A 24,909-nucleotide genomic window follows, 5' to 3' on the forward strand; every position below is an offset into this window, starting at 1 on the left:
CGGCAGCATGCCGAGGCCCATGGGAATTCGCGGGGTCATCCCATCGTCATGGCGGCCGCCTAGACGATGGGGCCGTCGCCATGCGCGCCTCGATGCCGATCCCGCGCCGTCCCGAACCGCAAGGCGCCTGTGCCGTGCCGTCCGGTGATGCCGCGTTCGCCCCGACTTCCGGCTTCCGTCGCGTGCGGGCCTGCCTGTCACGTACTGAGAGTTCTCACGATGTTTCGGGATCCCGACGGCCTTCCAACAGGCGACGCCCTCGGCCCGAAGCGTGACAGCCGCATGCCCGACTACATCGGCGTCGCTGTGATCGGTTTTCTGATCGTCGCTGCTGCCGCGCGCGTGATCCTGGCGCACACCGTTTGAGGTGTCTTCCGCACAATCCGACGACCAGGCCGTCCCGCCGGGAACAGGTTCTGGCGCTGGGCATCGATGGCAAGACCGAAGATTTTTCCCTGAGTTCAATGATTGTAGCCTCTCGTCTGCACTGAGCGGTGAGAATATATCTGGGCAAGAGTACATTTAAATTCGTGGGTTTGCCGGCTATATTTAGTGTCGGCGCAAGATTTGCTATCGTAAGGCTCTCCCCCACGATTCTCGCGGACAGCGGTTCTCTCCTCATGCGCATTTCTCTCGGCTTCAAGCTGGCGGCGGTCGTCGGCCTGCTGGGCTTCGTGGCGGTCGGCATCTCGGCCTTCGCCATCCGGCAATCGCTGTGGGAGCAGGAGCGCGCCGCCGCCACGGACAGGATCTGGAATGCCGGGCTTCAGGCGGGCGCCCTTGGGCAGGCGATCGAGCACGCGGTCGTCCAGGCCACCGCCCTCTACACCGCCGAGGACACCAAGGAAGCGCGCACGCGGCTGTCGGCGCTGCACGACGCCCTGGCGGCGGTGGAACAGGTCCGGGGCCCGTTCCTGGTGGCGATGGAGGATCAGCTGCCGTCGGACCGGCGCCGCCGGTTCGATCTGTTCGTGAAGGAGTTCATCGCCTACCAGAACGACACCGCTGAGCTCGGCCTGACCATCTCGCCCAAGGCCGCCCTCATCCAGGCCACCGACGAGGCGACGGTGAGAAACCGGGAGCACATGATCGCGGAGATCGGCCTGCTTGGCCGCGAGGTGCTCACCCGGCTCAACGAGCGGCGCGCCGCTGACGCCGCGGATCGCAGCACCGCCCGCCTGGCGCTGATCGTCGTGCCCGCCGTGGCCCTCGCCTTCGGGCTGCTCGCCGCGATCTGGATCATAATCAGCCAGGTCCAGAAGCCGCTCGGCCGGTTGAAATCCAGCATGACCGCGCTGGCGGCCAACGACCTCGGCCGTACGATCCCGTTCACCCACCGCCAGGACGAGATCGGCGAGATGGCCAGCGCCATCGCGGGCTTCCAGACGGCCCTGATCCAGAAGCGGAAGCTCGATACCGAGGCGCAGGCCCGCCGTGATCGCGACCGGGTCCGGGCCGAGCAACTGGCGGAGGCGACCCGCGCCTTCGAGGGGGAGACCCACCGCGCCGTGGCGGATCTCGCCGGATCGGCCGATTCGATGCAGGATGCTGCCGCGACGCTCACCGGAACGGCCGGCGACATGGCGTCCCGGGCCGCCGTGGTAGCGGGTGCCTCGAGCCAGACCGCCGACATCGTCGACAGCATCGCCGGCGCGGCCGAAGAGTTCGCAGCCTCCGCCCGGGAGATCGAGGGGCGGGTCCGCCACACCAGCGAGATCGCGGCCTCCGCGCTGACCGACACCAAGCAGCTGGAGATCACGGTCTCGAGCCTGTCGCAGGCGGCTGCCGAGATCGACGCCGTCGTCACCCTTATCCGCACGGTGGCGGAGCAGACCAACCTGCTCGCCTTGAACGCCACCATCGAGGCGGCCCGCGCCGGCGCGGCCGGGCGCGGCTTTGCCGTGGTCGCCGCCGAGGTGAAAGCGCTCGCCGGCCAGACCGCGCTCGCGACCGACCGGATCACCGGCCAGGTCGGGTCGATCCAGGGGGCAGCCGCCAACACGGTCGGCGCCATCGCGTCGATCGGCGAGACGATCGCCCGGATGAGCGTGATCGCCTCAGAGGTTGCCCAGGCGGCAGACCAGCAGGGCGCGGCCAGCCAGGAGATCGCCCGGGCCATCGCGGATGCGGCGGCGGACTCGCACAAAGTCTCCGAGAGCGTTGGAGGCGTGCGCGCCGCGGCCGCCTCCAACGAGGTGCAGGCCGAGCAGGTGCGCGGCAGCGCCTCCCGGGTGAGCACCGGGACCCGGACCCTGCAACAGGCGATCGAGACCTTCCTGGGGCAAGTCCACGCCGCGTAGCGTTCGACCGGGCGCACGAAACGGCGTTTCGCGCGCCTGGTGGAACAGCCAGAGTGCGCGCGGCCGTCCGGGAGGCCGATCTGCGAACGTCCGGCTCGCGGCTCGTAACGGATCCGGACCGCTCCCACGCCGACCGGCAGAGACTGGCGCTTCTGCAGCGCGCGATGGAAACGCCCGGCGATGTCCGGGACCTACCGGCGTTTCCGACCTCGTCGTTCAGCTCAAGCGGGCCAGCGCGCGAACGGCATCGCCCAGGGTAGCGGAACAGGCCTGCCGCAAAGGCATGATTTCGTCTGCGCGCGTTCTGGATGCGAGCGCAGGGGGTCGCGTTGCCGATAGTTTCATAGCCGGGTGCACAAGCGCGGGATTGTTTCCGAATGCAATAAATAACATCCCGCGAGTTCTAACTTTCGGCTTCTATCTACCGTATATTTGAGCATGATCATTAAATAAAATCAGTATTGACAACTTTGGCGTGTATTGACGGATTGATCCTTCGGCCCGTATCTTTATCCGAACAGCTGAAGAAACGTCGTCGAACCGTCCCGCCATTCCATGTTTGCAGCGTCGATTTCTGATCCGGCGGGCTCGCGCCGTCACGGCCGCGCGTCGCCATACCGAAGGCGCTGAGGTTCGGCCCGGCGATGCGGCGGCGCTGAGGCTGCCGCACGTCGATGCAACGCTTGGCGCATCGTCCCGAGCGCCGGATTCGCCCCGAACTGGCTTCGCCCCGTACTCGGCCACATGCCCCGCGCTCTCGATCGCCCAATGGTCTCCTCGACCCTTTCGACTTCCAAGCTTCCGCCTTCGACAAGGCACCTTGCCGCGACGCGATCGTGCGTCGGTCCAGAAGAGAACAGTATCGTGCTTCAGATGCGCAATTCCTTCGGCTTCAAGCTGGCGGCGGTCGTCGGCCTGCTGGGCTTCGTGGCGGTCGGCATCTCGGCCTTCGCCGTGCGGCAATCCCTGTGGGAGCAGGAGCGCGCCGCAGCCACGGACAGGATCTGGAATGCCGGGCTTCAGGCCGGCGCCTTGAGCCAGGCGATCGAGCACGCGGTCGTGCAGGCCACCGCCCTCTACACGGCCGAGGATACGCAGGAAGCGCGGACGCGTCTCTCCGGGCTGCAGGACGCCCTGGCGGCGGTGGAACACGTCCGGGGGCCGTTCCTGGTGGCGATGGAAGATCAGCTGCCGCCGGACCGGCGCCGCCGGTTCGACCTATTCGTGAAGGAGTTCATCGCCTACCAGAACGACACCGCTGAGCTCGGCCTGACCATCTCGCCCAAGGCCGCCCTGATCCAGGCCACCGACGAGGCGACGGTGAAGAACCGCGAACGCATCATCGCGGAGATCAGCCGACTCGGGGGCGAGGTGTTGGCCCGGCTCAACGACCAGCGCGCAGCAGGCGTCATCGAGCAGCGCCATGCGATCGTCGCGCTGATCGTGGCGCCGGCGGTTGCGCTCGCCCTGGCATTGGCCGCCGCGATCTGGATCGTCCTCTCCCAGATCCAGAAGCCCCTGAAGCGCCTGAAGGCCGCCATGCAGGCACTTGCGGCGGACCGGCTCGACGACGCGATCCCGTTCACGCAGCGCCAGGACGCGATCGGCCAGATGGCGCATGCCATCGCGGCGTTCCAGGCGGCGATGATCGAGCGGCGGACGCTCGACCACGACGCCCGGGCGCGGACGGCGCGCGACCTCGTCCGGGCCGAGCGCCTGGCCGCGGCGACCCAGGCCTTCGACGACGAGATGCAGCGGACGGTGGCGGATCTCGCCGCCTCCGCGGACGCCATGCAGGCCTCGGCCGACGCGCTATCGAGTCTCGCGGGCGAGACGACCACGCAGGTCGCCGTCGTGGCGGAGGCATCCGATCAGACCGCCGGTGTCGTAGTGAGCATCGCCAGCGCTGCCGAGGAGCTGTCGGTTGCGGCCCGGGAGATCGAGAGCCAGGTCCGGCATACGAGCGAGATCGCCTCGACGGCCCTGTCGGATACGCAAGGGCTGGTGGCGACGGTGACGACCCTCTCGCAAGCAGCGGACGACGCCGGCGCCGTTATCGCGCTGATCCGCGCCGTCGCTCAGCAGACCAACATGCTGGCGCTGAACGCCACCATTGAGGCCGCGCGGGCCGGTGCGGCGGGACGGGGGTTCGCCGTGGTCGCCACCGAGGTCAAGGATCTGGCGGCGCAGACCGCGCAGGCGACCGACCGCATCGCCCATCATATCGGGGCGATTCAAGCCGCCGCCGCCGACACGGTCGGAGCGATCGGCTCGATCGGCACGGTGGGCCAGACGATCGCGCAGATGAGCTCCATCGCCGCCGAGGTTGCGGTCGCAGCGGACCAGCAGGGCCAGTCGAGCCAGATGATTGCCCGTGCCATCACCAGCGCGGCGACGGATTCCCGGAAGGTCTCCGACAGCGTGGCGGGCGTGCGCGCCGCTGCGGCCTCCAACGAGGTGCAGGCCAAGCATGTCCGGACAAGCGCCCTGCAGGTGAATGCCGGGACTCATAGCCTTCAGCGGGCGATCGAGACGTTTCTGGCCCAGGTCGCCGCGGCCTGACGGCATCGTCCTGGAAGGCAGGGCCTCCGAGAGGGTCTAGGGAATCGTGGGTGCCGGCCGCCATGCCGGCGCCTGCGACGCGGGACATCCGCCATATCGACGGCATCGAGACCGGTCGGCGGAAGCGTGCGCGCTGTATCTCGGATGATCGATGGAGGCCTCGCCCGGAATCGAACCGGGGTGCAAGGATTTGCAGTCCTCTGCGTAACCACTCCGCCACGAGGCCCCTCGTCGCGACGCCGCGGCGTCGCCATCGGAGCCTGGCGGCCGGCTCCGGGTGGGGGTCTCTAGCAGAGGTGGGCGGCGACAGGCAACGGTCGCGATGCGGCTTCCGCGCAGGAATATGCAGGTCGATCGGCGCTGGACCGGCCCGCGGCCCGAAAGCAGCCGGTCAGCTCTGCCAGACCCGGGGCATCGGCCGATCGCGATAGTTGGCCAGGACCCGGCTCACGAGGCCGCGCAAGGGCTCGACCCCGTCGGCCAGGGCGCGGATGACGAGGTGTCCGTTCCAGGCGCTCGCCGCCGCCTCGATTCCGGGGACGACGGCCTGTTCGAGCAGGGCGCGGGCTTCCTCCAGACGCCCCTCCGCGTTTGCTGAGACGTCCAGCAGGGTCGCGCAGGCCCGGGCACCGCCGCCGATCGCCGGTCGCGTGAGAAGATCCGAGATCGGGCCTTCCAGGACGAGGCTGTCGGCATAGACGAGCCGCCCGGCCCGGCGCACGCGCCAGGTATCCGCGAACAACCCCGCCGCGATCCGCTCGCCCCGGGCGGCGCGGCCGAAGGCCACGATCTCGACGGCCAGCAAAGCGGCGCCCTCCGCGAGGTCGGCCTCGAAGCGCCGCCGGACCCGGGCGCGATCGAACAGGATCGTCTCCTGCGGCAGCCAGGCCAGCCGGGCGTGCGCCGCCAGGGTTATCCGGTTCTCGATCCGGCTGACCGGGCCATCCGAGCGGTAGATCTTTTCCGCTGCCGTGGTCGTCAGCACGAGGTCGGCCGACGGGGCGAGGTCCAGCGCGATCGTGAAGGCGTCGCCGCACGCGACACCGCCGGCGGTGTTGACCAGCACCGCCTCAAGCGCCCCCTCCCCGCGTGGGAAGCGCAGCCGCGACGGGCCGGATTCAGCGAGGTCGAGGATGCGGGTCGGGCCCGTTCCCCCGGCCGGACCGGCCCACAGGTGGACGCGCCCCTCCGAGCGCTGGCGCGCGGGCGCCCCGGCCGCCGGAAGATCCTGAACCTGCGTCGCGCCGTCCGGCATTAGCGGCGGCCGCCCTGATCGCTCGAGACCGCCTCGATCGCGGGCGTCGGCCGGTCCAGGATGCGCCGGCCGAACAGGCTCGCCACCAGTTCCACCAGCACCCGGGCGCTGCGGCCCCTTTCGTCGAGGAACGGGTTCAGCTCGACCACGTCGAGGGATCGCACCAAGTCGGAATCGTGCAGCATCTCCATGATCAGGTGCGCTTCCCGGAAGGTCGCGCCCCCCGGCACGGTCGTGCCGACGCCGGGTGCGATCGATGGGTCGAGGAAATCGACGTCGAGACTGACATGAAGATGCGCACCGTCGCGTGCGACGCGGTCGAGGACGCGGCGCAGGGGCGCGACGACGCCGAACTCGTCGATGGTGCGCATGTCGGTGACGCCGACCCGCCGGGCCGTCACGAGGGCGCGCTCGCCGGCATCGATCGAGCGCAGGCCGAACAGGTGGACGTTGGCCGGCGGCAGCGGCGCCGGCGCCGGATCGGCGAACAGGCTCGGGAAGCCCGGCTCGCCGCACAGGGCCGCCAGCGGCATGCCGTGGACGTTGCCCGACGGCGAGGTTTCCGGGGTGTTGAAGTCGGCGTGGGCGTCGAGCCAGAGCACGAAGAGCGGCCGACCCTCCCGGGCGCAGTGGCGCATCGCCCCATCCACCGAGCCGAGCGACAGGCTGTGATCGCCCCCGGTGGCGAGCGGCAGGGTGCCCGCCCCCAGAGCAGCCTCGACCGACCGCGACAGGGCGCGGGTCCAGGCCGTGACGGCGGGCAGGCCCCGCGCATCCGCCGGCCCGTCGGGGACGACGTCCCCCTGATCGACGACCGCGTGGCCGAGATCGGACAGGGTCCGGACCAGTCCGGCGGTGCGCAGGGCCGCAGGCCCCATGAGCGCGCCGGGCTCGCTGGTCCCGACCTCGATCGGCGCCCCGATCAGCGCGATCCGGCGCGCATCCCCTCGGCTGGTGTCGCTCGTCATCCGGTCCCCTCGAGTCCAGGTGGAGGCTCGTGCGCCCGTTCGATGCTCTAGGCGCACTCGAAGGGCCGGCCAACGATTCGCTTGCGCTTCGCCCGCAAGCCGCGGGCCGCGCTTGCGTCGGCGCGGTGGTGCCCCGCACGCGGGCAGGTTCCAGACCGGTCGGCTCACGGGACAATCCGGCATGGCGGATGCTAAATCGCCTCGTTGACCCTAATATTGCCTGGCAGTTCTGGTGTGGATTTAAGTGTCCGGGAGGATCCGAATGTCTCTACGTAGATACTTAGTTCCTCAAAATATTGAATATCTCGATGTTACGATAGATTGAGTTTTGCGCCATAATGCCCGGCTTTGCCGCCGAAGTTTACCGGATCTTAGTGCCATTGCTCTAAGGTTGCGGCGCTCTCTCTAAGAAAACGATGTAGGATAGCCATGGTGGTGCTTTCGCGGCTGAGTTCTCGCCTGCCGGCGATGACGATCGGCTTGGCCCTGCTCAGCGCCACCGCGATGGGCGGCTTCAGCTGGTATTCCGCCAGGTCCGGCCTGATCGACGCGGCGAATGAGCGCCTGCAGCTCGCCGCCGCGGCCCGCCGCGACGGGATCGAGCTGGTGGCGGACCGGATGCAGGCCGACTTCCTGGCCGCGTCCGCGCATCCGCAGATCGTCTCGAACTTCCCAGACCTGATCGAGAACCTCGATCCGGCCAAGCCGGACACCGCCGCGGTCATCGCGGCGTTCCAGGCGCCGCCGACCGTCGAGGCTCGGGTCGCCCTCGACGGCACCGGCATGTATGGGCGCCGGCACGTGAAGGTGCAGGAGACGGCGCGCAAGCTCATCGCGCAGGCCGGCTACGCCGACTTGCTGTTCCTCGATGATGCCGGCCGCGTCGTCTACACGACCACGAAGGGCAAGGATTTCGGCCAGTCGGTGACCGAGGACGGGCTGAAGGATACGGCCCTCGCCCGCCTCGTCCAGCGTCTCAAGGCCGCCGACCCGAGCGCCGTACTCTACGAGGATTTCGCGGCCTATCCCGTGGACGGTGTCCCGGCCGCCTTCATCGGCCGCGCCATGACCAAGCGGGCGAACGTCGCCATGGGCACGGCCCAGGCCGCGGAGCGGATCGGCTTCATCGCCCTGCGGGTGACGCCGACGCTGTTCGATCAGGCCCTGGCCAAGCGGACCGGCCTCGGCGAGACCGGCCAGGTCATGGCCGCCGGCGCGGACGGGCGCCTGCGCAGCAACCCGCCCCTTAACGCGACCGTGAAGGCCGGCAACGAACTCACGCCGCTCGGGATCGAGGCGGCCCAACTCAAGGCGGGCGGAAGCTTCGACTTCACCGCCGCGGACGGCCCGCACATGGCGGCGGCCTCGCCGGTCAGCGTGCTCGGCGCCCCCTGGACCGTGGTGGCGGAGCAGTCGCAGGCGGAGGCGATCGACGCCGTGCGCGCGCTCTCCCGCAACCTGCTGCTGATCGGGCTCTGCGTCCTCGCCGGGACGGCCGTGCTCGGCCTGCTGCTGGCGCGCTCGATCGTGTCGCCGCTCGGCGCCCTCACCCGCGCCCTTAAGGCGCTCGCCGAACGCCAGGCGCTCAGCGACGTACCGGGCAGCCGGCGCCGGGACGAGATCGGCGATATCGCCCGCGCCGTGGTCATCATCCGCGACGTGTCGCTGGAGGACGCGGCGCGGCAGCTCCAGACCACCGAGGCGGCGCGGCTGCGCGAGGAGCAGGCCCGCCGCGCCATGCTGCAGGATCTGGCGAGCGGCTTCGAGACGTCGGTCGGCGGCATCGTCGATGGGCTGACTCGGGGCGTGGCGGCCCTGCAGGGCGCGTCCGGAACCATGCGGGTCGCCGTTAGCGGCACGTCGGAGCGCTCGACCAGCGTCGCCAGCGCCGCGCGCCAGACCGCCGACAACGTCGATGCCGTGGCTGCGGCCGCCGAGGAACTCGGCGCCACCGTGCAGGAGATCGGGCGTCAGGTCGAGCAGGCAGCCGGCATGTCGGCCACCGCGGTCGGCGAGGCCAAGCGGGCCGAGGGCACGATGGCGGATCTCGCCGCCGCCGCCACCCGCATCGGCGACGTGGTCGGGATGGTCTCGACCATCGCGGGCCAGACCAACCTGCTCGCTCTGAACGCCACGATCGAGGCCGCCCGCGCCGGCGAGGCCGGCCGCGGCTTCGCGGTGGTCGCGGCCGAGGTCAAGGAATTGGCGACCCAAACCAGCCGGGCCACCGAGGAGATCGGCCGGCAGGTCGCGTCGATCCAGGCGGTGACCGGCGGCGTCTCCGAGGCGATCCAGGGCATCGTGTCCCAGATCGAGGCGATGAACCACGTCTCCACCAGCATCTCGGCGGCCGTCGAGGAGCAGGGCGTCACCACGCAGGACATCGTCCGCAGCATGGGCCAGGCCTCGACCGGCACGAGCGGGATGACCGCCGACATCGCCGAGGTCGCCCGGGTCGCCAGCGATGCCGGCGAGGCCGCCGCCTCCGTGGCGCAGGCCTCGGACGAACTCGCCGCCCAGTCGGAGCAGCTCCGGGCCGAGGTCTCGCAGTTCCTGCGCAACGTCCGGGCAGCCTGAGCATCAATCCGAACGGTGGCCACCGGCGTTCGGACATCGTCGATGGGGATCAGAGAGCGAGCGCATCGTGCCGGTCACCGGCACGATGCGCGAAGCAGACCGAAGGCGGTTGGGCTCGGACGGCCGTCAGGCAGCCCGGGCCGGTAGCGGGCCTTGGGATCTCTGTGCCGCCCGGCTCGCATAGGCCTGCGCCGCGAGCGGCAGCTCGATGGCGGCGCACAGGCCGCCCTCGCGCCGGTTCTCCAGGGTCAGGCGGCCGTTATGCGCCTCGACGATCGCCAGCACGATCGACAGGCCGAGGCCGAAACCGCTGGCCTCGTTGAGATTGCGGGCGCGGTCGCCGCGCACGAAGGGCTGCAGCATCGCGTCGCGTTCGGTCTCCGGGATGCCGGGGCCCTGATCGAGTACGCAGATGCGGATGCCGCGCTCGGAGGATTCCATCTGGACCTCAGCCCCTCCGCCGTACTTGACGGCGTTGTCCACCAGGTTGGTGATCGCCCGCTGCAATTCCTCCGGGCGGCCCTGCACCAGGACGTGCCGGCTGCGGGCGACGCTCACGGGCGCGCCGAAATCCGAGAAGTCGTCGCAGACCGTCTGAACCACCGAGGCGAGGTCCACGAGGCTCAGGCTGCTGGCATCCCGCGTCTGCCCGTCCCGCACGAAGGACAGGGCCGCCTCCACCAGGCCGTTCATCTGGTCCAGGTCGCGCAGGGTGGCCGTGCGGGTGTGCTCGTCCTCGATGAACTCGGCGCGCAGGCGCAGGCGGGTGATCGGCGTGCGCAGGTCGTGGCTGATCGCCGCCAGCATCTGGGTGCGGTCGTCGATCAGGCGGCGCACCCGGGCCCGCATCCGGTCGAGCGCCCGGGAGACGGCCAGCACCTCGCGGGGGCCTGCCGTCGGAAGCGCGACGTGGTCGTCGTGGGTGCCGAACGCCTCGGCGGCTCCGGCCAGCCGCGCCAGCGGCGCCGTCAGCGCCCGGGTCGCCCAGACGCAGAGCAACGCGAGAGTGAGGGCCAGGAACACGACCGTGAAAATCAGGGCCCCCTGCCGGGGCGGGCGCAGCGGCGCGTTCGGCAGCGTGGCCTGCAGGGTCGCGCCCTTGGGCGTGATCATCCCGATATGCAGCTGCCCGTCCGACTGCGTCTGTGCCGGATCCTGCGTGCTCAGATCCACCAGGGTCACGTGCCGGCCGGCGCCGACGCGCAGGCGACGGATGACCGGGAGGTCGGGCACGGGGGCCGCGTCCGGCGGAACCGTCCCGTCCCAAGCCTCGACCCGCATCAGCGGGAGGCTGCGCCCGCTCGCCAGCAGGGCCGGCCGCGCGGCTGGGTCCGCCTCGTCGAGGAGCCGCACCAGCGTGGAGAGCCGGCCCGCCGCGACGCCCGGCAGCGTGTCCGGATTCTGCGGCTCGTGCAGGAGGAGGAACGCCGCGGTGGCGACCATGTGGGCCACCGCGATCCCGGCCACGACCAGCAGGGCGATCTGCCCCGCGATGCTCTGCGGACGCAGGCGGGCGCGCAAGGATCGGAACGCGCTCATGACCGGGTCACTTCGGGGGTGAACAGGTAGCCGCCCGAGCGGATCGTGCGGATGAATTCGGGATTGCGCGTATCCCGCTCGATCTTCTGGCGGATGCGCGAGATCAGCACGTCGATGCTGCGCTCGAACGGCCCTGCCGTGCGGCCCTGTGTCAGGTCGAGCAACTGGTCGCGCGACAGCACGCGGCCCGGCCGCAGGCAGAGCGCGTGCAGCAGCTCGAACTCCGCGCCCGTCATGGCGATGCGGGCGCCTTCCGGCGACAGCACCTGCCGGAGCGACACGTCCAGCGTCCAGCCCGAGAAGTGCAGGCGGCGGCGCTCGTCCGGGTCGGGTGCCTCGGCGGCCACCCGGCGCAGGATCGCCCGGATCCGGGCGAGCAGCTCGCGCGGATTGAACGGCTTGGCCAGGTAGTCGTCGGCCCCGAGTTCCAGGCCGAGGATGCGGTCGACCTCCTCGGATTTCGCGGTCAGCATCAGGATCGGGATCTGAGAGGCGCTGCGCAGGCGGCGGCACAGGCTCATGCCGTCCTCGCCCGGCAGCATCAGATCGAGCACGATCAGGTCGATCCGAGCCTCCGCCAGCGCCCGGTCCATCTCGTTGCCGTCGCCCGCAAGCGTCACGCGGCAATCGTTGCCGCGCAGGTAGCGGGCGACCAGGGCCGAGATCTCGCGATCGTCCTCAACCACGAGGATGTGGGGTGTGGCGGGTGCGTTCATCGCGAAGGATTCGGCGAGCGGATCGGCGAGCGTCATCAGGTTATTATGCGCCGACGCGGCGATTATTCGAAGATGGTTGCGGGAACCATTTTGTAAGCGCGTGTTTCCAGCTTTGCCGTGCCGCGTGGCCATGAATGCAGCGGTGGGTGAAAGCCGGGGGAACGCATGAGCACGATGGCGCACAAGCCTGATCCGATCGCCCCGAAGCCACCCGAGCTGGCCTCGCCCTGGCACGATCCGGCCCGGGCCGCGCTCCAGGCCGAGGCGCGCGCCTTCGCGCACGACGTCGTCCTCCCGCTCGCCGACGAGCTCGATCCGCAGAAGGCCGAGATGCCCCGCGGGCTCATCGAGGCCATGGCCGAGAAGGGCTGGTTCGGCATCACGATACCCGAGGCGCAAGGCGGCCTCGGTCTCGGGGTCTTCGAATATTGCCTCGTCTCGGAGGAGCTGGCCCGGGCCTGGCTGTCGGTGGGCAGCATCCTGGCCCGGGGCCAGGGCCTCGGCACCCAGACCCTCGACCCCGAGCGCCGGGCGGATCTGCTGCGCCGCTCGGCCCGGGGCCACTGGATCGGCTCGATCTCCCTGTCGGAGCCCAATGCCGGCTCGGATCTGGCCGGCGTGCAGACCCGCGCGGTGCGGGACGGCGAAACCTGGGTGATCACCGGCACAAAGCGCTGGGCGGGCTTCGCCAAGGGCGCCGACTTCATCGAGGTCCTCGCCCGCACCCGAGACCCGGAGCCCGGCGAGTCCCGCTCGGCCGGTCTGGAGCCGTTCCTGGTGGTGAAGGAGCGCGACAGCTTCCCGCCCGGGGTGACCGGCCGGGTGATCGACAAGATCGGCTATCACGGCTTCCAGACCTTCGAGCTCGCCCTCGATGGTGCGCGCGTGCCCGAGAGCGACCGGCTCACCGGCCTCTACGGCGACCAGGGCGCCGACGCGGATTCCGGCGGCTTCGCCTCGGTCCAGCGCGGCCTCAACATCGCCCGGGTCCACACGGCGGCCCGCGCCGTCGGCGTGGCGCGCGCGGCGGTGGAGGACACCCAGGCCTACCTGCAGGAGCGGGTCCAGTTCGGCCACCCGATCGGCGATTTCCAGGCCCTGCGCTTTGCGCTCGCCGACATGGCCGCGGAGGTCGCCCAGGCTCGGGCGTTCTGGCAGCAGGTCGCCCACCTGCTCGACCAGGGCGAGCCCGCCGAGAGCGAATCCGCCATGGTGAAGCTTCTGGCGACCGAGATGGCGGTGCGCGTGACGAACCAGGCGATGCAGCTGCACGGCGGCAACGGCTACACCACCGAGCGGCGGGTCGAGCGCTACTGGCGCGACGCGCGCCTGACCACGATCTTCGAGGGCACCAGCGAGATCCAGCGGCGGATCATCAGCGACCGGATGCTGCCGCGGCCCAAGGCCTGATCGGTCGCTCCTGGCCTTTGACCCGTGCGGCGAATCGTCGAGCGGGACTCCCCGCCCGGGGTCGTTTGGCTAACTCACGATAGGTTCGTTCCATGCCGTACCAGCGGCGCGATCGCCTTTCGGAAGCCCTGTGTCCAAGCCCATCAGCGATTACGCCCTCATCGGCGACACCCATTCCTGCGCGCTGATCGCGCGGGACGGCTCGATCGACTGGCTGTGCTGGCCGCGCCACGACTCGCCGGCCCTGTTCCTGAAGCTCTTGGACGACGACAAGGGCGGCGCGTGCAGCCTCGCCTTCGACGGGCTCACCGGGACCGTGCGCCGCTACGTGCCCGACACCAACATCCTGGAGACCACCTTCACCACGTCGACCGGGCGCGCCCGGCTGATTGACGTGATGCCGGTGAATCCGCCAAGCCCCGAGCCCGAAGAGGGGCCAGACGGCGAGGGCGAGAGCCGCCTGATCCGGCTGCTCACCTGCGAGAGCGGGCGGGTCGCCGGCCGGTTCGTGGTGCGGCCGACCTTCGACTACGCACGCCGGCCCTGCACGCCGATCGTCGAGGACCGATCCGTGCTGTTCGAGGCCGGGGATTGGCGCCTGCGCGTCAACGCCTTCCCGGAGCCGCAGCTGCAGGGCGATACGTCCGAGGTCCTGTTCGACCTCGCCGAGGGCGAGACCGCCTACCTGGTCCTGACCCATGGCGAGGACCAGGAAGATGCCTGCATCGAGGATTTCGCCGGGGCCCAGCGCCGCATGGAATCCACGACCGAGTATTGGCGCCGCTGGAGCGCCCGCAGCAGCTACAACGGCGCCTACCGGGACGCGGTGATGCGCTCGGCCCTGTGCCTGAAGCTGCTGACCTACTCGCCCTCGGGCGGCATCGTGGCGGCGGCCACCGCCGGGTTGCCGGAGGCGGTGCCGGGGGACCGCAACTACGATTACCGCTTCACCTGGATGCGCGACGCGGCCTTCACGGTGACGGCCTTCGTGATGCTGGGCTACGTCCGCGAAGCCTCCGAATTCCTGCGCTTCCTGCGCGAGCGCGACGGCTCGTACGGGCGCGAAACCAAGCTGATGTACGGCATCAGCGACGGCATGCCGCCCGAGGAGGTGCTGGAACATCTGGCCGGCTGGGGCGGAGTCGGACCTGTCGTGATCGGCAACCTGGCCGAGGCCCAGGACCAGCACGACATCTACGGCGAATTGCTGCGGGCGCTGTGCGTGTTCCTGGAGGCCGTCGACTACGACCCGCCCGAGAAGGTCAACGACCGCCTGCCCGAGGTGCTCGACAACCTCACCGCCCGGGCGATCCGTCACCGCCACGACGCCGATCACGGCATCTGGGAATTGCGGACCGGCCCGCGCCAGCAGGTCCACACCAAGGCGATGATCTGGGTCGCGCTCACCGACGCGGCCCGGATCGGCCGCAACATCGAAGGCGTCCCCGCGGAGAAGATCGCCGAATGGGAGCGGATCGCCGCCGAGATCCGGGCTGAATACCACGACAAGGGCTGGAACCCGGAGAAGCAGGCCTATACCGGCGCCTACGATTCCCACCACCTCGACGCGGCGGTGCTGCGGGTCGTCCTGTTCGGCGCGCTGGATCCGAGCGACTCGCGTACCCGCTCGACGCTGGCGGCGATCGAACGCGAGTTGGGCGATGGCGACCTGATCTACCGCTACCGCATGGATGACGGGCTGAAGGGCGACGAGGGCACCTTCACGGCCTGCGCGTTCTGGCGGGTCGGGTGCCTGGCCCTGGATGGACGGACCCGCGAGGCCAAGGCGGCGTTCGAGCGCCTGATCGCCCGCGGCAACGATGTCGGCCTGTTCGCGGAGGAGATCGACCCGGCCACCGGCGAGCAGCGCGGGAACACGCCGCAGGGCTTCTCTCATATGGCGCTGATCAACGCGGCCCTCCGACTGGAGGACAGCATCGAGCGCTTCGGCCTCGTCGACGCGATCGAGCAACGGGCGGCCGAATAGGTCCATTCACGGACGCATCCGTCAGCCCGCCTGCGTCAGGCGAGATCCGATCTTCCCGGGCGTCGGAAGCGGCACGGATGCGTCAGGTGTCATCGCGTCATTCCGGGCTCGCCTGCCGCCCCGGAATGACGGGGCGTTTGCATGAACGGCGCCAAGCTGTTCGCTTCGATCAGGCTGCGATCCTGATCTCCTCGTCCGACCCGGTATCCGCGCCGGCGCGGCTCGCCTGGAACTCGTCCAGTAGGTCGGCGCCGAGCCCGTCGAGGACCTCTTGCATGGCGGCCTGGACCACCGGATCCTCGTCCTTCGGCTCCGTGCGGTACCAGGCCAGGATCTGTTCGGGCAGCGCGTCGAGGATCGCTCCGACCGGGTTGCGCGGTTCGGCCATGGCCGGCGCGCCATCCGCACGCGCCGCGATCGCGGGCTCGACCGTGGCCTGATCGGGCATCTCCACCGGCGCGGCGATCCCTTCCGCGACGATCTCGACGGCGCTCGCTGGCGCGAAGGCGGTACGCCGCTGGCTTTCGAGGGCGGCGCGCCAGGCGGCGTCCGCAGCCTCGGCCTCGCGGCGGGCGGTCTCGCGCGTCATTGCCTCGGCCGCGACGGCGCGGGCGACCTCCCGGGCCTCGTCGCGGGCGGCCTCGGACTCGTAGCGGGTCAGCAGGGCGACCACGGCGTGCATCTCGGGCGCCGGCAGGTCCGTGCAGGCGTCGATGGCGGATTCGATCATCCGGCGCGACAGGCCGGCGCCGCGCAGGCTGCCCGCGGCCGCGTGCCGGGCCGCGAGCGCCGCCTGCATGGCCGGCAGCAGAGCCTCCGGCAGCCCGGCCTTGCGGTGCAACTCCGCGAAGGCACGCGGATCCCGCGAGGAATCCCGCATGGCGCGGGTGATCCCGGCATAATCCTGTCCCGAAAGGTCGGCGAGGGCGGCGTGGACGAAATCGGTCCGGCCCGACAGGACGGCCCGGAGGATCAGGCCCGCGGTGAGCTGCCGGGTGGTGCGCAGATGCGCCACCAGGCGCGCCACCGCGGCGACCCCCGAATCGTCGCAGGTCTCGAGGGCCACGCGCTCGCCCGCCTCGCGGCTCATCCGGTCGCAGCGCTCGGTGCCGATCCAGCCGCGCGCGATCACGAACTGGGACAGCGCCTGGGCCACCGCGAGGCCGATCGTGTAGCGCACCTCCGGCGGCAGATCGGACCGGCGCAGCAGCGCCTCGCGCAGGCGGGCTTCGGTGCCGTGGCGCTCGATCATGCGCAGCATCCGGCCCGCGGTGATCTTCGCGGTGGGATTTCCAGCGAGCACCACCAGGGTCTCCAGCTCGCCGATCTCGGCGAGTGCCCCCGACACCGGCGGGGACAGGTGGTGCCGGGCAGCGATCACCGCGCGGGTGGTTTCGTCGCCGAGCGCGGCGGCGTCGACCAGGTCCGCGTCGGTGAGCACCGGCGAGCGGGCCAGGACCAGGCGCGCCACCTCGGGCACGTCGCAGGACAGGGCGACCACCAGCGGCCGCGGCGTGCGGGCCGAGGCGGCACAGGTCTCGGCGAGCGCCCGGCGGACTAGGGGCGACGGGTCGTCCAGCAGCGACAGCAGCGCGGTCTTGGCCTCCCAGGCCTCGTCGGCGGAGAGGTCGCCGTACAGGAAGGCCCGCGCCAGCGCGGTGGTGGCCTCGGCCCTGCGGCCGGCCGAGGCGTTCTGGGTCCAGGCCAGGAACTCGCGGATGATCATGGGCCGCTCCGGGGGGCGAACAGGCTGTTCCTGATGCCGGTGGTGGATCCCGCGGCGGCGAGATCGGCCGGGCGGCGGGGCGGCAGCGGCGGGTTGGCCAGGGCGAGGCCTGCCGGCGTCGGCGCCGGTTCTGCGAGCGCGCCGGTGGTCGCGGGCTCGGCGACGGAAGCGACGAGCGGCGCCTCCGCGCCGGAGCGCGGGAAGTAGGTGGGCAGAGGGTGCTGGGTCGGCGGCGCGGCGTTGCGGGCCTGCCAGAGGCGCGCTGCGGCGTCGGAGGCCGCTCCGCGCTGCTCGGTCTGGAACAGGCTGCGCAGGTCGGAGGTGCCGCCGAACGCGGTGGCGGTGCTGGCATAGGCCGTGGCCGCCTGCGTGGGCGGGGCGCCGTCCTGGCGCAGCACGGTCAGGTCGGTGGCGGCGGTGGCACTCTGCACGGCGCCCTGCGCGGCGGCTGCGAGGTTGGCGTAGAGTTCGGCGGCGCTGCGCGGCCGGCCCGTCCGGTCGTAGAACAGGGATCGGTTGGCTGCGGCCGCCTCCGGCAGGTCGAGGGCCGCGGCCCGGGCCGGGAAGGCGCGGGCGGTGGAGATCAAGGCAGCTGCGCCCTTCGCGCCGAGGACATGCGCGGCGTAGAGGTCACCCGCAGTGGGGTCGCGCCCGAGGGCTGACGCGAGGGCGTCGGAATTCTGCTGGGTCAGGGCGCCGGCGAGCGTCGCGGAGATCTTCGGATCGCGCCGCAGGTCGAGGATCGCCTGGCGCTGCTCGGCATCCGGGACCGCGTAGGTGCCGTCGGATTGCCGGGTTATGGCGTCCGCCTGCGCCTGGAGGCCGAGTTTCGGCCCGGCATTCTTCATCACCCCGAGCCAGGTCTGCTCGATGAACTGGAACAGGCCGGTGGCGGAGGAGGTCCCGGCCTTGGCCGCCGGATCGAGGGCGGATTCCCGCCGGGCCGTCGCCAGCAGGTAGTCGAACCCGACGCCGCTCGCCATCGCGCCGTCGCGGATCGCCTGGACCACCGGCCCGGAGGCGGCCGAGCCCGCGGCCGCCCGTGCCTGGGCGGGCGGGCTGCTTTCCGATGGGCTGGACGGCGTGGTGAACAGGAACATCCGGGCGCGCACGGGGTCTGAGGACACCGTGAACCTGCGCCGCTTATGGTAAACAACTCCTCAATCGATGTTGCGCTATGTTATGCGCGCTTCTCCATCATTGACGGAGAACCACGCCACACTCCTGGACGCCGGGAACGTCAGTGGACGGGGATCCGCGACACGGCACGGAACGTGCCGCGGCGAACACGCCGCCCGCTGTCCCGGCCCGGATCCCGGGTCGCATCCCGCCGGCGCCGCATGCGTGCGGGAAGGGGCGGCGCAAAACGTCCACCCCTCGGCATCGTCAGGTTCAACGGCGGCTTCAGGATCCGCTGAACTCCGCCGCACCCTTGGGCCGGCGCATCTGGAAGCGGGTTTCCGCGGTGGCGTGGAAATAATCGAAATACCCGCCGCGCATGATGGGATGCATCGCGGCGGTGTCGACCATGCCGTCCGAGACGAACCGCTCATCGACGTAGATCGACACGACCTGGCCGATCACCAAGAAGTTCTCCGCCTTGCCGCCGCCGAGCGGCACCAGCGGGACGGTCTGGAGCCAGCGGCACTCCAGGGCGGCGGGCGAGGCCGCCACCCGGGGCGGGCGCACCTTCTGCGATGGGGCGGTCTCCAGGTTGGCGAACGCGAACTCGCTTTCGCCCCGCGGCAGGGGCGCCGAGGAATCGTTCATCCCGTCGCGCAAGTCCCAGGTCGCCAGGCTGCACACGAACTCCGCGCCCTCCTCGGCGAAGGTCATGGCGTCCTTCCGACCCGAGGACGAGAACGCCACCATGTCGTCGGCGACCGCGTTGAAGAACGAGTAGGGCGCGAGGTTGAGCTTGCCCTCGCGGCTCATGGCGCTGATCCAGCCGATCGGCCGCGGCGCCACGATCGCCTTGAGGGGGTTGTGGGGAAGCGCGCGGTTCTCGCGCGGAATCTCGAGATCGTAATGCACGAATGCGCCTTCTGAGACGGACCGCACTCAGAGATAGGTCACGATCTCGGAAAGACTCGGCCGCGGGCGATCTGACGGCACCTCGCGGGCCTGGCCGATATGCACGAACCCGGCGAGCTTCTCGGACGGCGCAAGGCCCAGCCCATCCAGCACGCGGCGATCGTAGGCGTACCATTCCGTCAGCCACGACGTGGCGAAGCCCGAGGCGTTGGCCGCGACTACGAGGTTCATGGTGGCGGCGCCGACCGAGAGCAGCTGCTCCCATTCGGGGATTTTCACGTGCGGGCCGGTGCGGGAGACGACCGCGACGGTCAACGGCGCGTGCATCAGGCGGCCGCGCTCCTGGGCGAGGCGCTCCGGGCTCGCTTCGGGATTGTCGGCCGCGAACGTGGCCGCGATGACGTCTCCGACCCGCTCCCGCGCCGCCTCGGCGATCACGATGAACCGCCAGGGCGCCAGCTTGCCGTGGTCGGGCACCCGGGAGGCCACGGTCAGGATGGTCTCGAGCTGCGCGCGGTCCGGCCCCGGGCCGTTCAGCAGCAGCGGCGGGACCGAACGGCGCGTCTTCAGGAGGTCGAGGGTGGCAGTCATGCGTCCTGTCCCGCGGATGAATCGGGACCCGGATGTGGCACGCAGGGGCACCCGGGGGAAGACCATGCGGCCTTGCCGCCGCCATGGTCCCGAGGCACAGGCGGAACCGGACCGGGACTGGATGAGGATTCAACGGATGCGCACGAGGCTTGCCGCGATGGCGTTGGCAATTCTCTCGCCCTCCCTCTTGCCCGCGGATGCGCGCGCGCAGCAGGGCGTGTTCCAGAACCGCCTCGGCGATCCCCTGCCATCCCCGTCGATCACCAGCCCGACCCTGCCGCCCAACATGCCACCGGCCGAGCCCGAGGCGCAGCTGTCGCTGTCGGCGCTGCTGTCCGGAGCCGGGGTGCCGCTGCGCAAGGGCCTGGCTTGGCGCATCTATGAGGATCGCGGCGACGGCACCCGGCCTTCGATCGTGGGCCGCTCCACCGAGGCCGAGCCGAACTTCACCCTGCCCCCGGGCGCCTACGTGGCGACCGTCACGTACGGCTTCGCCAGCGCCTCGAAGCGCATCGTGATGGGCGGACAGCCGGCCACCGACACCCTCCGGGTCGCGGCCGGCGCACTGAAGCTCGCTGGGGCCGTGGGCGACCAGAAGATCCCGCCCGCCCAGGTCGTGTTCTCGGTGTTCGTGCCGGTGGGGACCAATTCCGAGGGCCGCCTCGTACGCTCCGGCATCAAGGCCGGGGAGATCCTGCGACTGCCCGAGGGCACGTATCACGTGGTCTCGACCTACGGGGAGTCCAACGCGATCCAGCGCGCCGACCTGCGGGTCGAGAACGGCAAGGTCACCGAGGCGACGCTTAATCACCGCGCCGCCACCGTCACCCTCAAGCTGGTCGCAGCCTTCGGGGCCGAGGCCTATGCCGGCACCGCCTTCTCGGTCCTCACCCCCGGCGGCGACACCATACGCGAGGCGATCGGCGCATTCCCGCAGGTGACCCTCGCCGAGGGCGACTACGTGCTGATCGCCCGGCATGACGGGCAGGTCTACACCCGCGAGTTCAAAGTCGAGAGCGGGCTGGACCGGGACATCGAGGTGGTGGCGAAGTCCGGCTGAGCGGTCTGTTCAGGCCATACGCCGCGCCAGGGCCACGCAAACCGCGACTGCGAGGGCCGCCCCGATCATCGCGGGCTCGATCCGCTCGCCCAGGACCAGTGCGGCCACCCCCAGCCCCATGAACGGCTGCAGAAGCTGGAGCTGCCCGATCGCCGCGATGCCGCCCCGGGCCAGCGCCCGGTACCAGAACACGAACCCGATGAACATGCTGAACAAGGCGACGTAACCCAGGCCGACCCAGGCCGGCAGCGGGATCGCGCCGGGATGTGCAGGGCTCAAGACCAGCGCCAGCGGCAGGGAGAGCGGCAGAGACAGGACGGTGGCCCAGGCGATCACCTGCCAGCCGCCGAGCCGCCGTGCCAGCTTTCCGCCCTCCGCATAGCCGAGGCCGCAAACCAGGATCGCCGCCAGCATGAAGGCGTCGCCGGTACCCGGCGGCCCGTCGAGCCCGCGCGCCGCGAACCCCACCGTCACGAGGGCGCCCAGGATCGACAGGATCCAGAACGCCGACGAGGGGCGCTCGCCCGACCGCAAGGCTCCGAACAGGGCGGTGGCGAGCGGCAGCAATCCGACGAAGACCGTCCCGTGGGCCGCGTTGACGGTGCGCAGGGCGAGCGCCGTCAGGAGCGGGAACCCGACCACAACACCCGCCGCCACGATGGCGAGCGCCCCCATGTCGCTCCGGCGGGGCCAGGTCTCCCGCAGGATGAGCAATGCGGCTGCCCCCGCGAGCCCGGCCAGGGCCGTCCGCGCGGCGCTGAGGAACAGCGCGTCCATGCCGGTGAGCGCCAGCCGGGTCGCCACCAGGGAGCCGCTGAAGATCGCGACGCCGACCAGTCCGTCGATCCACGCGCCCGGTTTTGCCGAGGCCAGGTTTCGCCCGGTGCCTGGGTTGGTCAATGCCGTCGATGCTTGCCCGGATCGTGCCACGACTGTCCCCTCGGTCTTGATCCGCCGGGACATGCGCCTGCTGCGCGTGCTCAGATAGGGACGGTTCGGGCCGGACGAGCCGAACTGTACCGGCCGCGCGGCAGGACACGCGCGCTGACCGGGCGATAGGGCCCCATTGTTCCATGTTCCGGCGATTAACATTTCTGCGATCTCGCGGAACGATGCGTGCAGGCAGGCCCTTTCCCCGCGCCCATCCCGGGCCGCTGGAGATCTCGATGCGCCGCCTCGTCCTCGCTACCCTCGCCGCCGCTGCCCTCGCCGGACCCGCCCTCGCGGCGAATACCACGCCCCCGACGGTGGCCCCCAAGTTCGAGAGTGTGCCGCAGGATGCGGTGCTGAGCTACAACCTGATCGGCCTCAACATCACCGACGCGCAGAACAACACCGTCGGTGAGATCAAGGACATCGCGATCCACAACGAGAAGGTCGTCGGCTACATCGTCTCGGTCGGCGGCTTCCTCGGCATGGGCGAGCATTACGTCGCCGTCTCCCCGGCCTCCGTGGCCCTGGGCTACGATGCCGACGCGAAGAAGTGGAAGGCGATCATCGGCGCGACCAAAGAGCAGCTGAAGTCCGCGCCGGAGTTCAAGTACGACGGCAAGTTCAAGCGCTGAGCGTCTGACGGGGCTGCCGGCGGTACGAGCTGGCCGGCGGCCTCGGTTCTTCTGGCTGATCCCGGCGATTTATCGCAGCGGATGCTTCGAAACTGCCGTCAAGCATGGTGCAGGCAGATAGGCGCCCGATCTAGTGCGTCACCCGATCCGCTTGCAGCGCCTCACGCGCCATCCGGTTGACCAGCGCGTCCCGCTTGGCCTGGCGCAAAATGATGCGGGCCGCTGCCCTGGCGTTGGCCGCGCGTAGCGTCGCCTGCGGCCCGCCTTCGCGCATCACGCGACAGGCCAGAGCCCGAAACCATTTCACGTTGGCGAGCGCGGCGGCTCTCCGGCTGATCGGGCCACCAACGTCGAGTGGCTTCTCTACTGTGGCAGCGGCCATTGGCTCAATCCTGGACTGCTTTTCGCCGCTTGTCCGCGAATGAGACAAGAAATGGCGATGCTGCTCAGACTCGGCAATAGTGGTGCCGGCCGATGATTTTAGAAAACGACACAGATCAGGGTTCCCGACGGTGCGCGGACGCACGCGCCCATCCGATGCCGCTGGAGGCTGACTCAGGCGGTTCGGCGAGCGATGCAGCCCCCGAGCGACCAGATGGCGCGCAGGCGGAACCTTTACCTCGACGCGCGGTAGGACCCGCAGTGCAGAATGCGATTTCATGACGAGGATGCGTGTGTCGGAGAACTTCCCGCGCTCGACTGCCAGCATCGCCGGGCATCCCATTCACCCGATGCTTGTGCCGATCCCGATCGTCTGCTTCGTCGGCACCTTTGTCACCGATATCGCTTATTGGGCGACCGCCAACATGCAATGGGCGAATTTCTCGGCCTGGCTGTTAAGTATCGGATTGATCGCCTCGGTGTTCGCGGGCCTCGCCGGCGTGATCGATTTCCTCGGCAGCCGGTCGATCCGGCGCCTGCGACCGGCTTGGATCCATGCGGTCGGCAACGTCCTCGTACTCGCTCTGTCGATCGTCAACGTGTTCGTGCACAGCCGGGACGCCTACACCTCGGTGGTGCCGACCGGCTTGGCGCTCTCCGGAACCGTGGTCGTGCTCCTGCTGGTGACGGGCTGGAGCGGCGCGGACTTGATCCATCGCCATCGCGTGGGCGTGCGGCCGGGAACACGAGCATGAGCCGGAAACGCTATCTCCTCGCCGCAGCCGCGCTGCTGCCGCTGTCGGCTTGCGGACCGGATCCTATCGATCCCCAGACCCAGGTCGGCCCGAATCCGCCCCTGCCGGACCTGCACCAGTACCTGTTGCCGCCGATGCACGTATCCCGGTCGGTGGGCTGGAAGGACGGTGAGGTTCCGCAAGTCGCAGCGGGTCTGCAGGTGAAGGCTCTGGCGACCGGCCTGAAAGGCCCGCGCTCGCTCCTCGTCCTGCCCAACGGCGATGTCCTGGTGGCCGAGAGCGGAGGCCCGACGCCGCCGATCAACCGGCCGAAGGAGATCGTCATGGGCTGGCTGGAGAGCCTGTCCCATCCCGCCGGCGAAGCGGGCCAGCGCATCACCCTGCTCCGCGATACCGACGGAGACGGCGTGGCGGAGACGCGGACCGTCCTGCTCGACAAGCAGAACGCGCCCTTCGGCATGGTGCTCGTCGACGACGCGCTCTACGTCGCCAACACCGATGCGGTGATGCGCTTCCCGTACACGACCGGCACGACCCAGATCACCGAGCCCGGCGTCAAGCTCACCGAGCTGCCAGCGGGCCGGATCAACCATCACTGGACCAAGAGCCTGACCGCCAGCCCGGACGGCACCAAGCTCTATGCCGGCGTCGGCTCGAACAGCAACATCACGGAGAACGGCATCGACGAGGAGAAGGACAGGGCCGCGATCTGGGAGATTGACCGCGACACGGGCGCCCACCGGCTCTACGCGACCGGCTTGCGCAATCCCAACGGTCTCACCTTCGAGCCGCAGACGAAGACGCTGTGGTGCGTGGTCAACGAGCGCGACGAACTCGGTCCCGACTTGGTCCCTGATTACATGACCTCGGTAAAGGACGGCGGCTTCTACGGCTGGCCGTACAGCTACTGGGGCAGCCATCTCGATCCACGGGTGATGCCGCAGCGCCCCGACCTGGTCGCCCAGGCGATCATGCCCGATTACGCGCTGAGTTCGCACGTCGCCCCGCTGGGGATGGCATTCGCCACCGGAACGGGCCTGCCCCAGGCCTACCGGAGCGGGGCGTTCGTCGGCGAGCACGGCAGCTGGAACCGCGATCCGTTGAACGGCTACAAGGTGGTCTACGTCCCGTTCGAGAACGGAAAGCCCGCCGGCAAGGCTCAGGACGTGGTCACCGGCTTCCTCAACGCGGACAAGCAAGCGCGCGGCCGACCGGTCGGGCTGGCGATCGACGGCCAGGGTGCCCTGCTCATCGCGGACGATGCCGGCGGCACGGTGTGGCGGGTCACGGGATCAGGCGCGCGCTCCGGGGCGCAGCCGCCCGCAATCGTACGATGATCCCGGCCTCGTCGTCCCGGAGCTCCCGTTACGTGGCGTGGGAAGAATCCATGACCGGGAGGACTGCATCGTGATGCTATCTAGCCGGTCGCCAACCGCGATCAGCGATGAGGGGCGCCACGCGCGGGACCGCGGAGAGCCGCTTT

20 protein-coding genes and 1 tRNA gene are annotated in these 24,909 nt (G+C 70.2%); 10 read left to right on the forward strand and 11 right to left on the reverse strand.

Annotated features, from left to right (window positions below; translation table 11 throughout):
* Nucleotides 1-219 precede the first annotated feature (219 nt).
* The 3 genes from AC0IY0_RS16760 to AC0IY0_RS16770 all read left to right on the forward strand — a co-directional run bounded on the left by AC0IY0_RS16760 (nt 220) and on the right by AC0IY0_RS16770 (nt 4,862).
* Complete coding sequence (locus tag AC0IY0_RS16760; RefSeq protein WP_187193565.1) at nt 220-366, forward strand: hypothetical protein; 147 nt, start codon at nt 220-222, stop codon at nt 364-366.
* A gap of 254 nt (nt 367-620) precedes the next feature.
* Nucleotides 621-2,300, forward strand: coding sequence for a methyl-accepting chemotaxis protein (locus tag AC0IY0_RS16765; RefSeq protein WP_471764695.1), 1,680 nt, complete (start codon nt 621-623; stop codon nt 2,298-2,300).
* Between the two features lie 873 nt (nt 2,301-3,173).
* On the forward strand, nt 3,174-4,862 hold the full coding sequence (locus tag AC0IY0_RS16770; protein WP_471764775.1) for a methyl-accepting chemotaxis protein: 1,689 nt from the start codon (nt 3,174-3,176) through the stop codon (nt 4,860-4,862).
* Between the two features lie 152 nt (nt 4,863-5,014).
* Here the strand turns inward: AC0IY0_RS16770 and AC0IY0_RS16775 are convergent.
* From AC0IY0_RS16775 to rocF, 3 genes are all read right to left on the reverse strand, one after another.
* A tRNA-Cys gene (locus AC0IY0_RS16775) sits at nt 5,015-5,088 on the reverse strand.
* A gap of 165 nt (nt 5,089-5,253) precedes the next feature.
* A complete protein-coding gene (locus AC0IY0_RS16780) occupies nt 5,254-6,117 on the reverse strand; it encodes an urease accessory protein UreD (RefSeq protein ID WP_471764696.1) in 864 nt (287 codons plus the stop codon).
* The gene (gene rocF, locus AC0IY0_RS16785; RefSeq protein WP_471764698.1) at nt 6,117-7,085 is read right to left on the reverse strand and encodes an arginase; all 969 of its coding nucleotides are present in this window, start codon (nt 7,083-7,085) and stop codon (nt 6,117-6,119) included. The genes AC0IY0_RS16780 and rocF overlap by 1 nt, the downstream gene beginning before the upstream one ends.
* Nucleotides 7,086-7,514: 429 nt before the next feature.
* Here rocF and AC0IY0_RS16790 point away from each other — a divergent pair, with 429 nt between their 5' ends.
* Complete coding sequence (locus tag AC0IY0_RS16790; protein WP_471764699.1) at nt 7,515-9,662, forward strand: methyl-accepting chemotaxis protein; 2,148 nt, start codon at nt 7,515-7,517, stop codon at nt 9,660-9,662.
* A gap of 126 nt (nt 9,663-9,788) precedes the next feature.
* Here AC0IY0_RS16790 and AC0IY0_RS16795 read toward each other — a convergent pair whose 3' ends face one another.
* Entirely contained in the window at nt 9,789-11,201 is a 1,413-nt protein-coding gene (locus AC0IY0_RS16795; RefSeq protein ID WP_147937695.1) for an ATP-binding protein, read from the reverse strand.
* Nucleotides 11,198-11,953: a response regulator gene (locus AC0IY0_RS16800; RefSeq protein WP_187278305.1), complete on the reverse strand. Its 756-nt coding sequence runs from the start codon at nt 11,951-11,953 to the stop codon at nt 11,198-11,200. Before AC0IY0_RS16800 ends, AC0IY0_RS16795 begins: the two co-directional genes overlap by 4 nt.
* A gap of 129 nt (nt 11,954-12,082) precedes the next feature.
* On the opposite strand from AC0IY0_RS16800, the gene AC0IY0_RS16805 reads away from it, so the two are divergent.
* Together AC0IY0_RS16805 and AC0IY0_RS16810 are read left to right on the forward strand one after the other, a co-directional pair.
* On the forward strand, nt 12,083-13,327 hold the full coding sequence (locus AC0IY0_RS16805; protein WP_471764701.1) for an acyl-CoA dehydrogenase family protein: 1,245 nt from the start codon (nt 12,083-12,085) through the stop codon (nt 13,325-13,327).
* Between the two features lie 130 nt (nt 13,328-13,457).
* Nucleotides 13,458-15,314: a glycoside hydrolase family 15 protein gene (locus AC0IY0_RS16810; RefSeq protein WP_471764703.1), complete on the forward strand. Its 1,857-nt coding sequence runs from the start codon at nt 13,458-13,460 to the stop codon at nt 15,312-15,314.
* A gap of 169 nt (nt 15,315-15,483) precedes the next feature.
* Here the strand turns inward: AC0IY0_RS16810 and AC0IY0_RS16815 are convergent, their stop codons facing one another.
* The 4 genes from AC0IY0_RS16815 to AC0IY0_RS16830 form a co-directional block, all read right to left on the reverse strand.
* Nucleotides 15,484-17,040 (reverse strand): DUF2336 domain-containing protein, encoded by a 1,557-nt coding sequence (locus AC0IY0_RS16815; protein WP_471764704.1) that lies wholly within the window; start codon nt 17,038-17,040, stop codon nt 15,484-15,486.
* Entirely contained in the window at nt 17,037-18,140 is a 1,104-nt protein-coding gene (locus AC0IY0_RS16820) for a lytic transglycosylase domain-containing protein (protein WP_471764776.1), read from the reverse strand. Before AC0IY0_RS16820 ends, AC0IY0_RS16815 begins: the two co-directional genes overlap by 4 nt.
* A gap of 304 nt (nt 18,141-18,444) precedes the next feature.
* On the reverse strand, nt 18,445-19,074 hold the full coding sequence (locus AC0IY0_RS16825) for a flavin reductase family protein (RefSeq protein WP_147906102.1): 630 nt from the start codon (nt 19,072-19,074) through the stop codon (nt 18,445-18,447).
* Between the two features lie 27 nt (nt 19,075-19,101).
* Nucleotides 19,102-19,665: a nitroreductase family protein gene (locus AC0IY0_RS16830; protein ID WP_471764706.1), complete on the reverse strand. Its 564-nt coding sequence runs from the start codon at nt 19,663-19,665 to the stop codon at nt 19,102-19,104.
* A gap of 136 nt (nt 19,666-19,801) precedes the next feature.
* Here AC0IY0_RS16830 and AC0IY0_RS16835 point away from each other — a divergent pair, with 136 nt between their 5' ends.
* Nucleotides 19,802-20,725 (forward strand): hypothetical protein, encoded by a 924-nt coding sequence (locus tag AC0IY0_RS16835; protein ID WP_147906104.1) that lies wholly within the window; start codon nt 19,802-19,804, stop codon nt 20,723-20,725.
* Between the two features lie 9 nt (nt 20,726-20,734).
* Here the strand turns inward: AC0IY0_RS16835 and AC0IY0_RS16840 are convergent, their stop codons facing one another.
* Entirely contained in the window at nt 20,735-21,625 is an 891-nt protein-coding gene (locus AC0IY0_RS16840; RefSeq protein WP_471764708.1) for a DMT family transporter, read from the reverse strand.
* 266 nt (nt 21,626-21,891) lie between these two features.
* Here AC0IY0_RS16840 and AC0IY0_RS16845 point away from each other — a divergent pair, with 266 nt between their 5' ends.
* Nucleotides 21,892-22,290 carry a PRC-barrel domain-containing protein gene (locus AC0IY0_RS16845; protein WP_147906105.1) on the forward strand — a complete coding sequence of 133 codons (399 nt, stop codon included), beginning with the start codon at nt 21,892-21,894 and terminating at the stop codon, nt 22,288-22,290.
* 130 nt (nt 22,291-22,420) lie between these two features.
* Here the strand turns inward: AC0IY0_RS16845 and AC0IY0_RS16850 are convergent, their stop codons facing one another.
* Complete coding sequence (locus AC0IY0_RS16850) at nt 22,421-22,816, reverse strand: hypothetical protein (protein WP_246692229.1); 396 nt, start codon at nt 22,814-22,816, stop codon at nt 22,421-22,423.
* A 133-nt stretch (nt 22,817-22,949) separates the two neighbouring features.
* Here AC0IY0_RS16850 and AC0IY0_RS16855 point away from each other — a divergent pair, with 133 nt between their 5' ends.
* Together AC0IY0_RS16855 and AC0IY0_RS16860 are read left to right on the forward strand one after the other, a co-directional pair.
* Nucleotides 22,950-23,426 carry a DUF2231 domain-containing protein gene (locus AC0IY0_RS16855; RefSeq protein WP_419829472.1) on the forward strand — a complete coding sequence of 159 codons (477 nt, stop codon included), beginning with the start codon at nt 22,950-22,952 and terminating at the stop codon, nt 23,424-23,426.
* Nucleotides 23,423-24,763: a PQQ-dependent sugar dehydrogenase gene (locus AC0IY0_RS16860; protein ID WP_471764709.1), complete on the forward strand. Its 1,341-nt coding sequence runs from the start codon at nt 23,423-23,425 to the stop codon at nt 24,761-24,763. The genes AC0IY0_RS16855 and AC0IY0_RS16860 overlap by 4 nt, the downstream gene beginning before the upstream one ends.
* Nucleotides 24,764-24,909 lie beyond the last annotated feature (146 nt).

This window comes from Methylobacterium sp. AC315 (assembly GCF_979253755.1).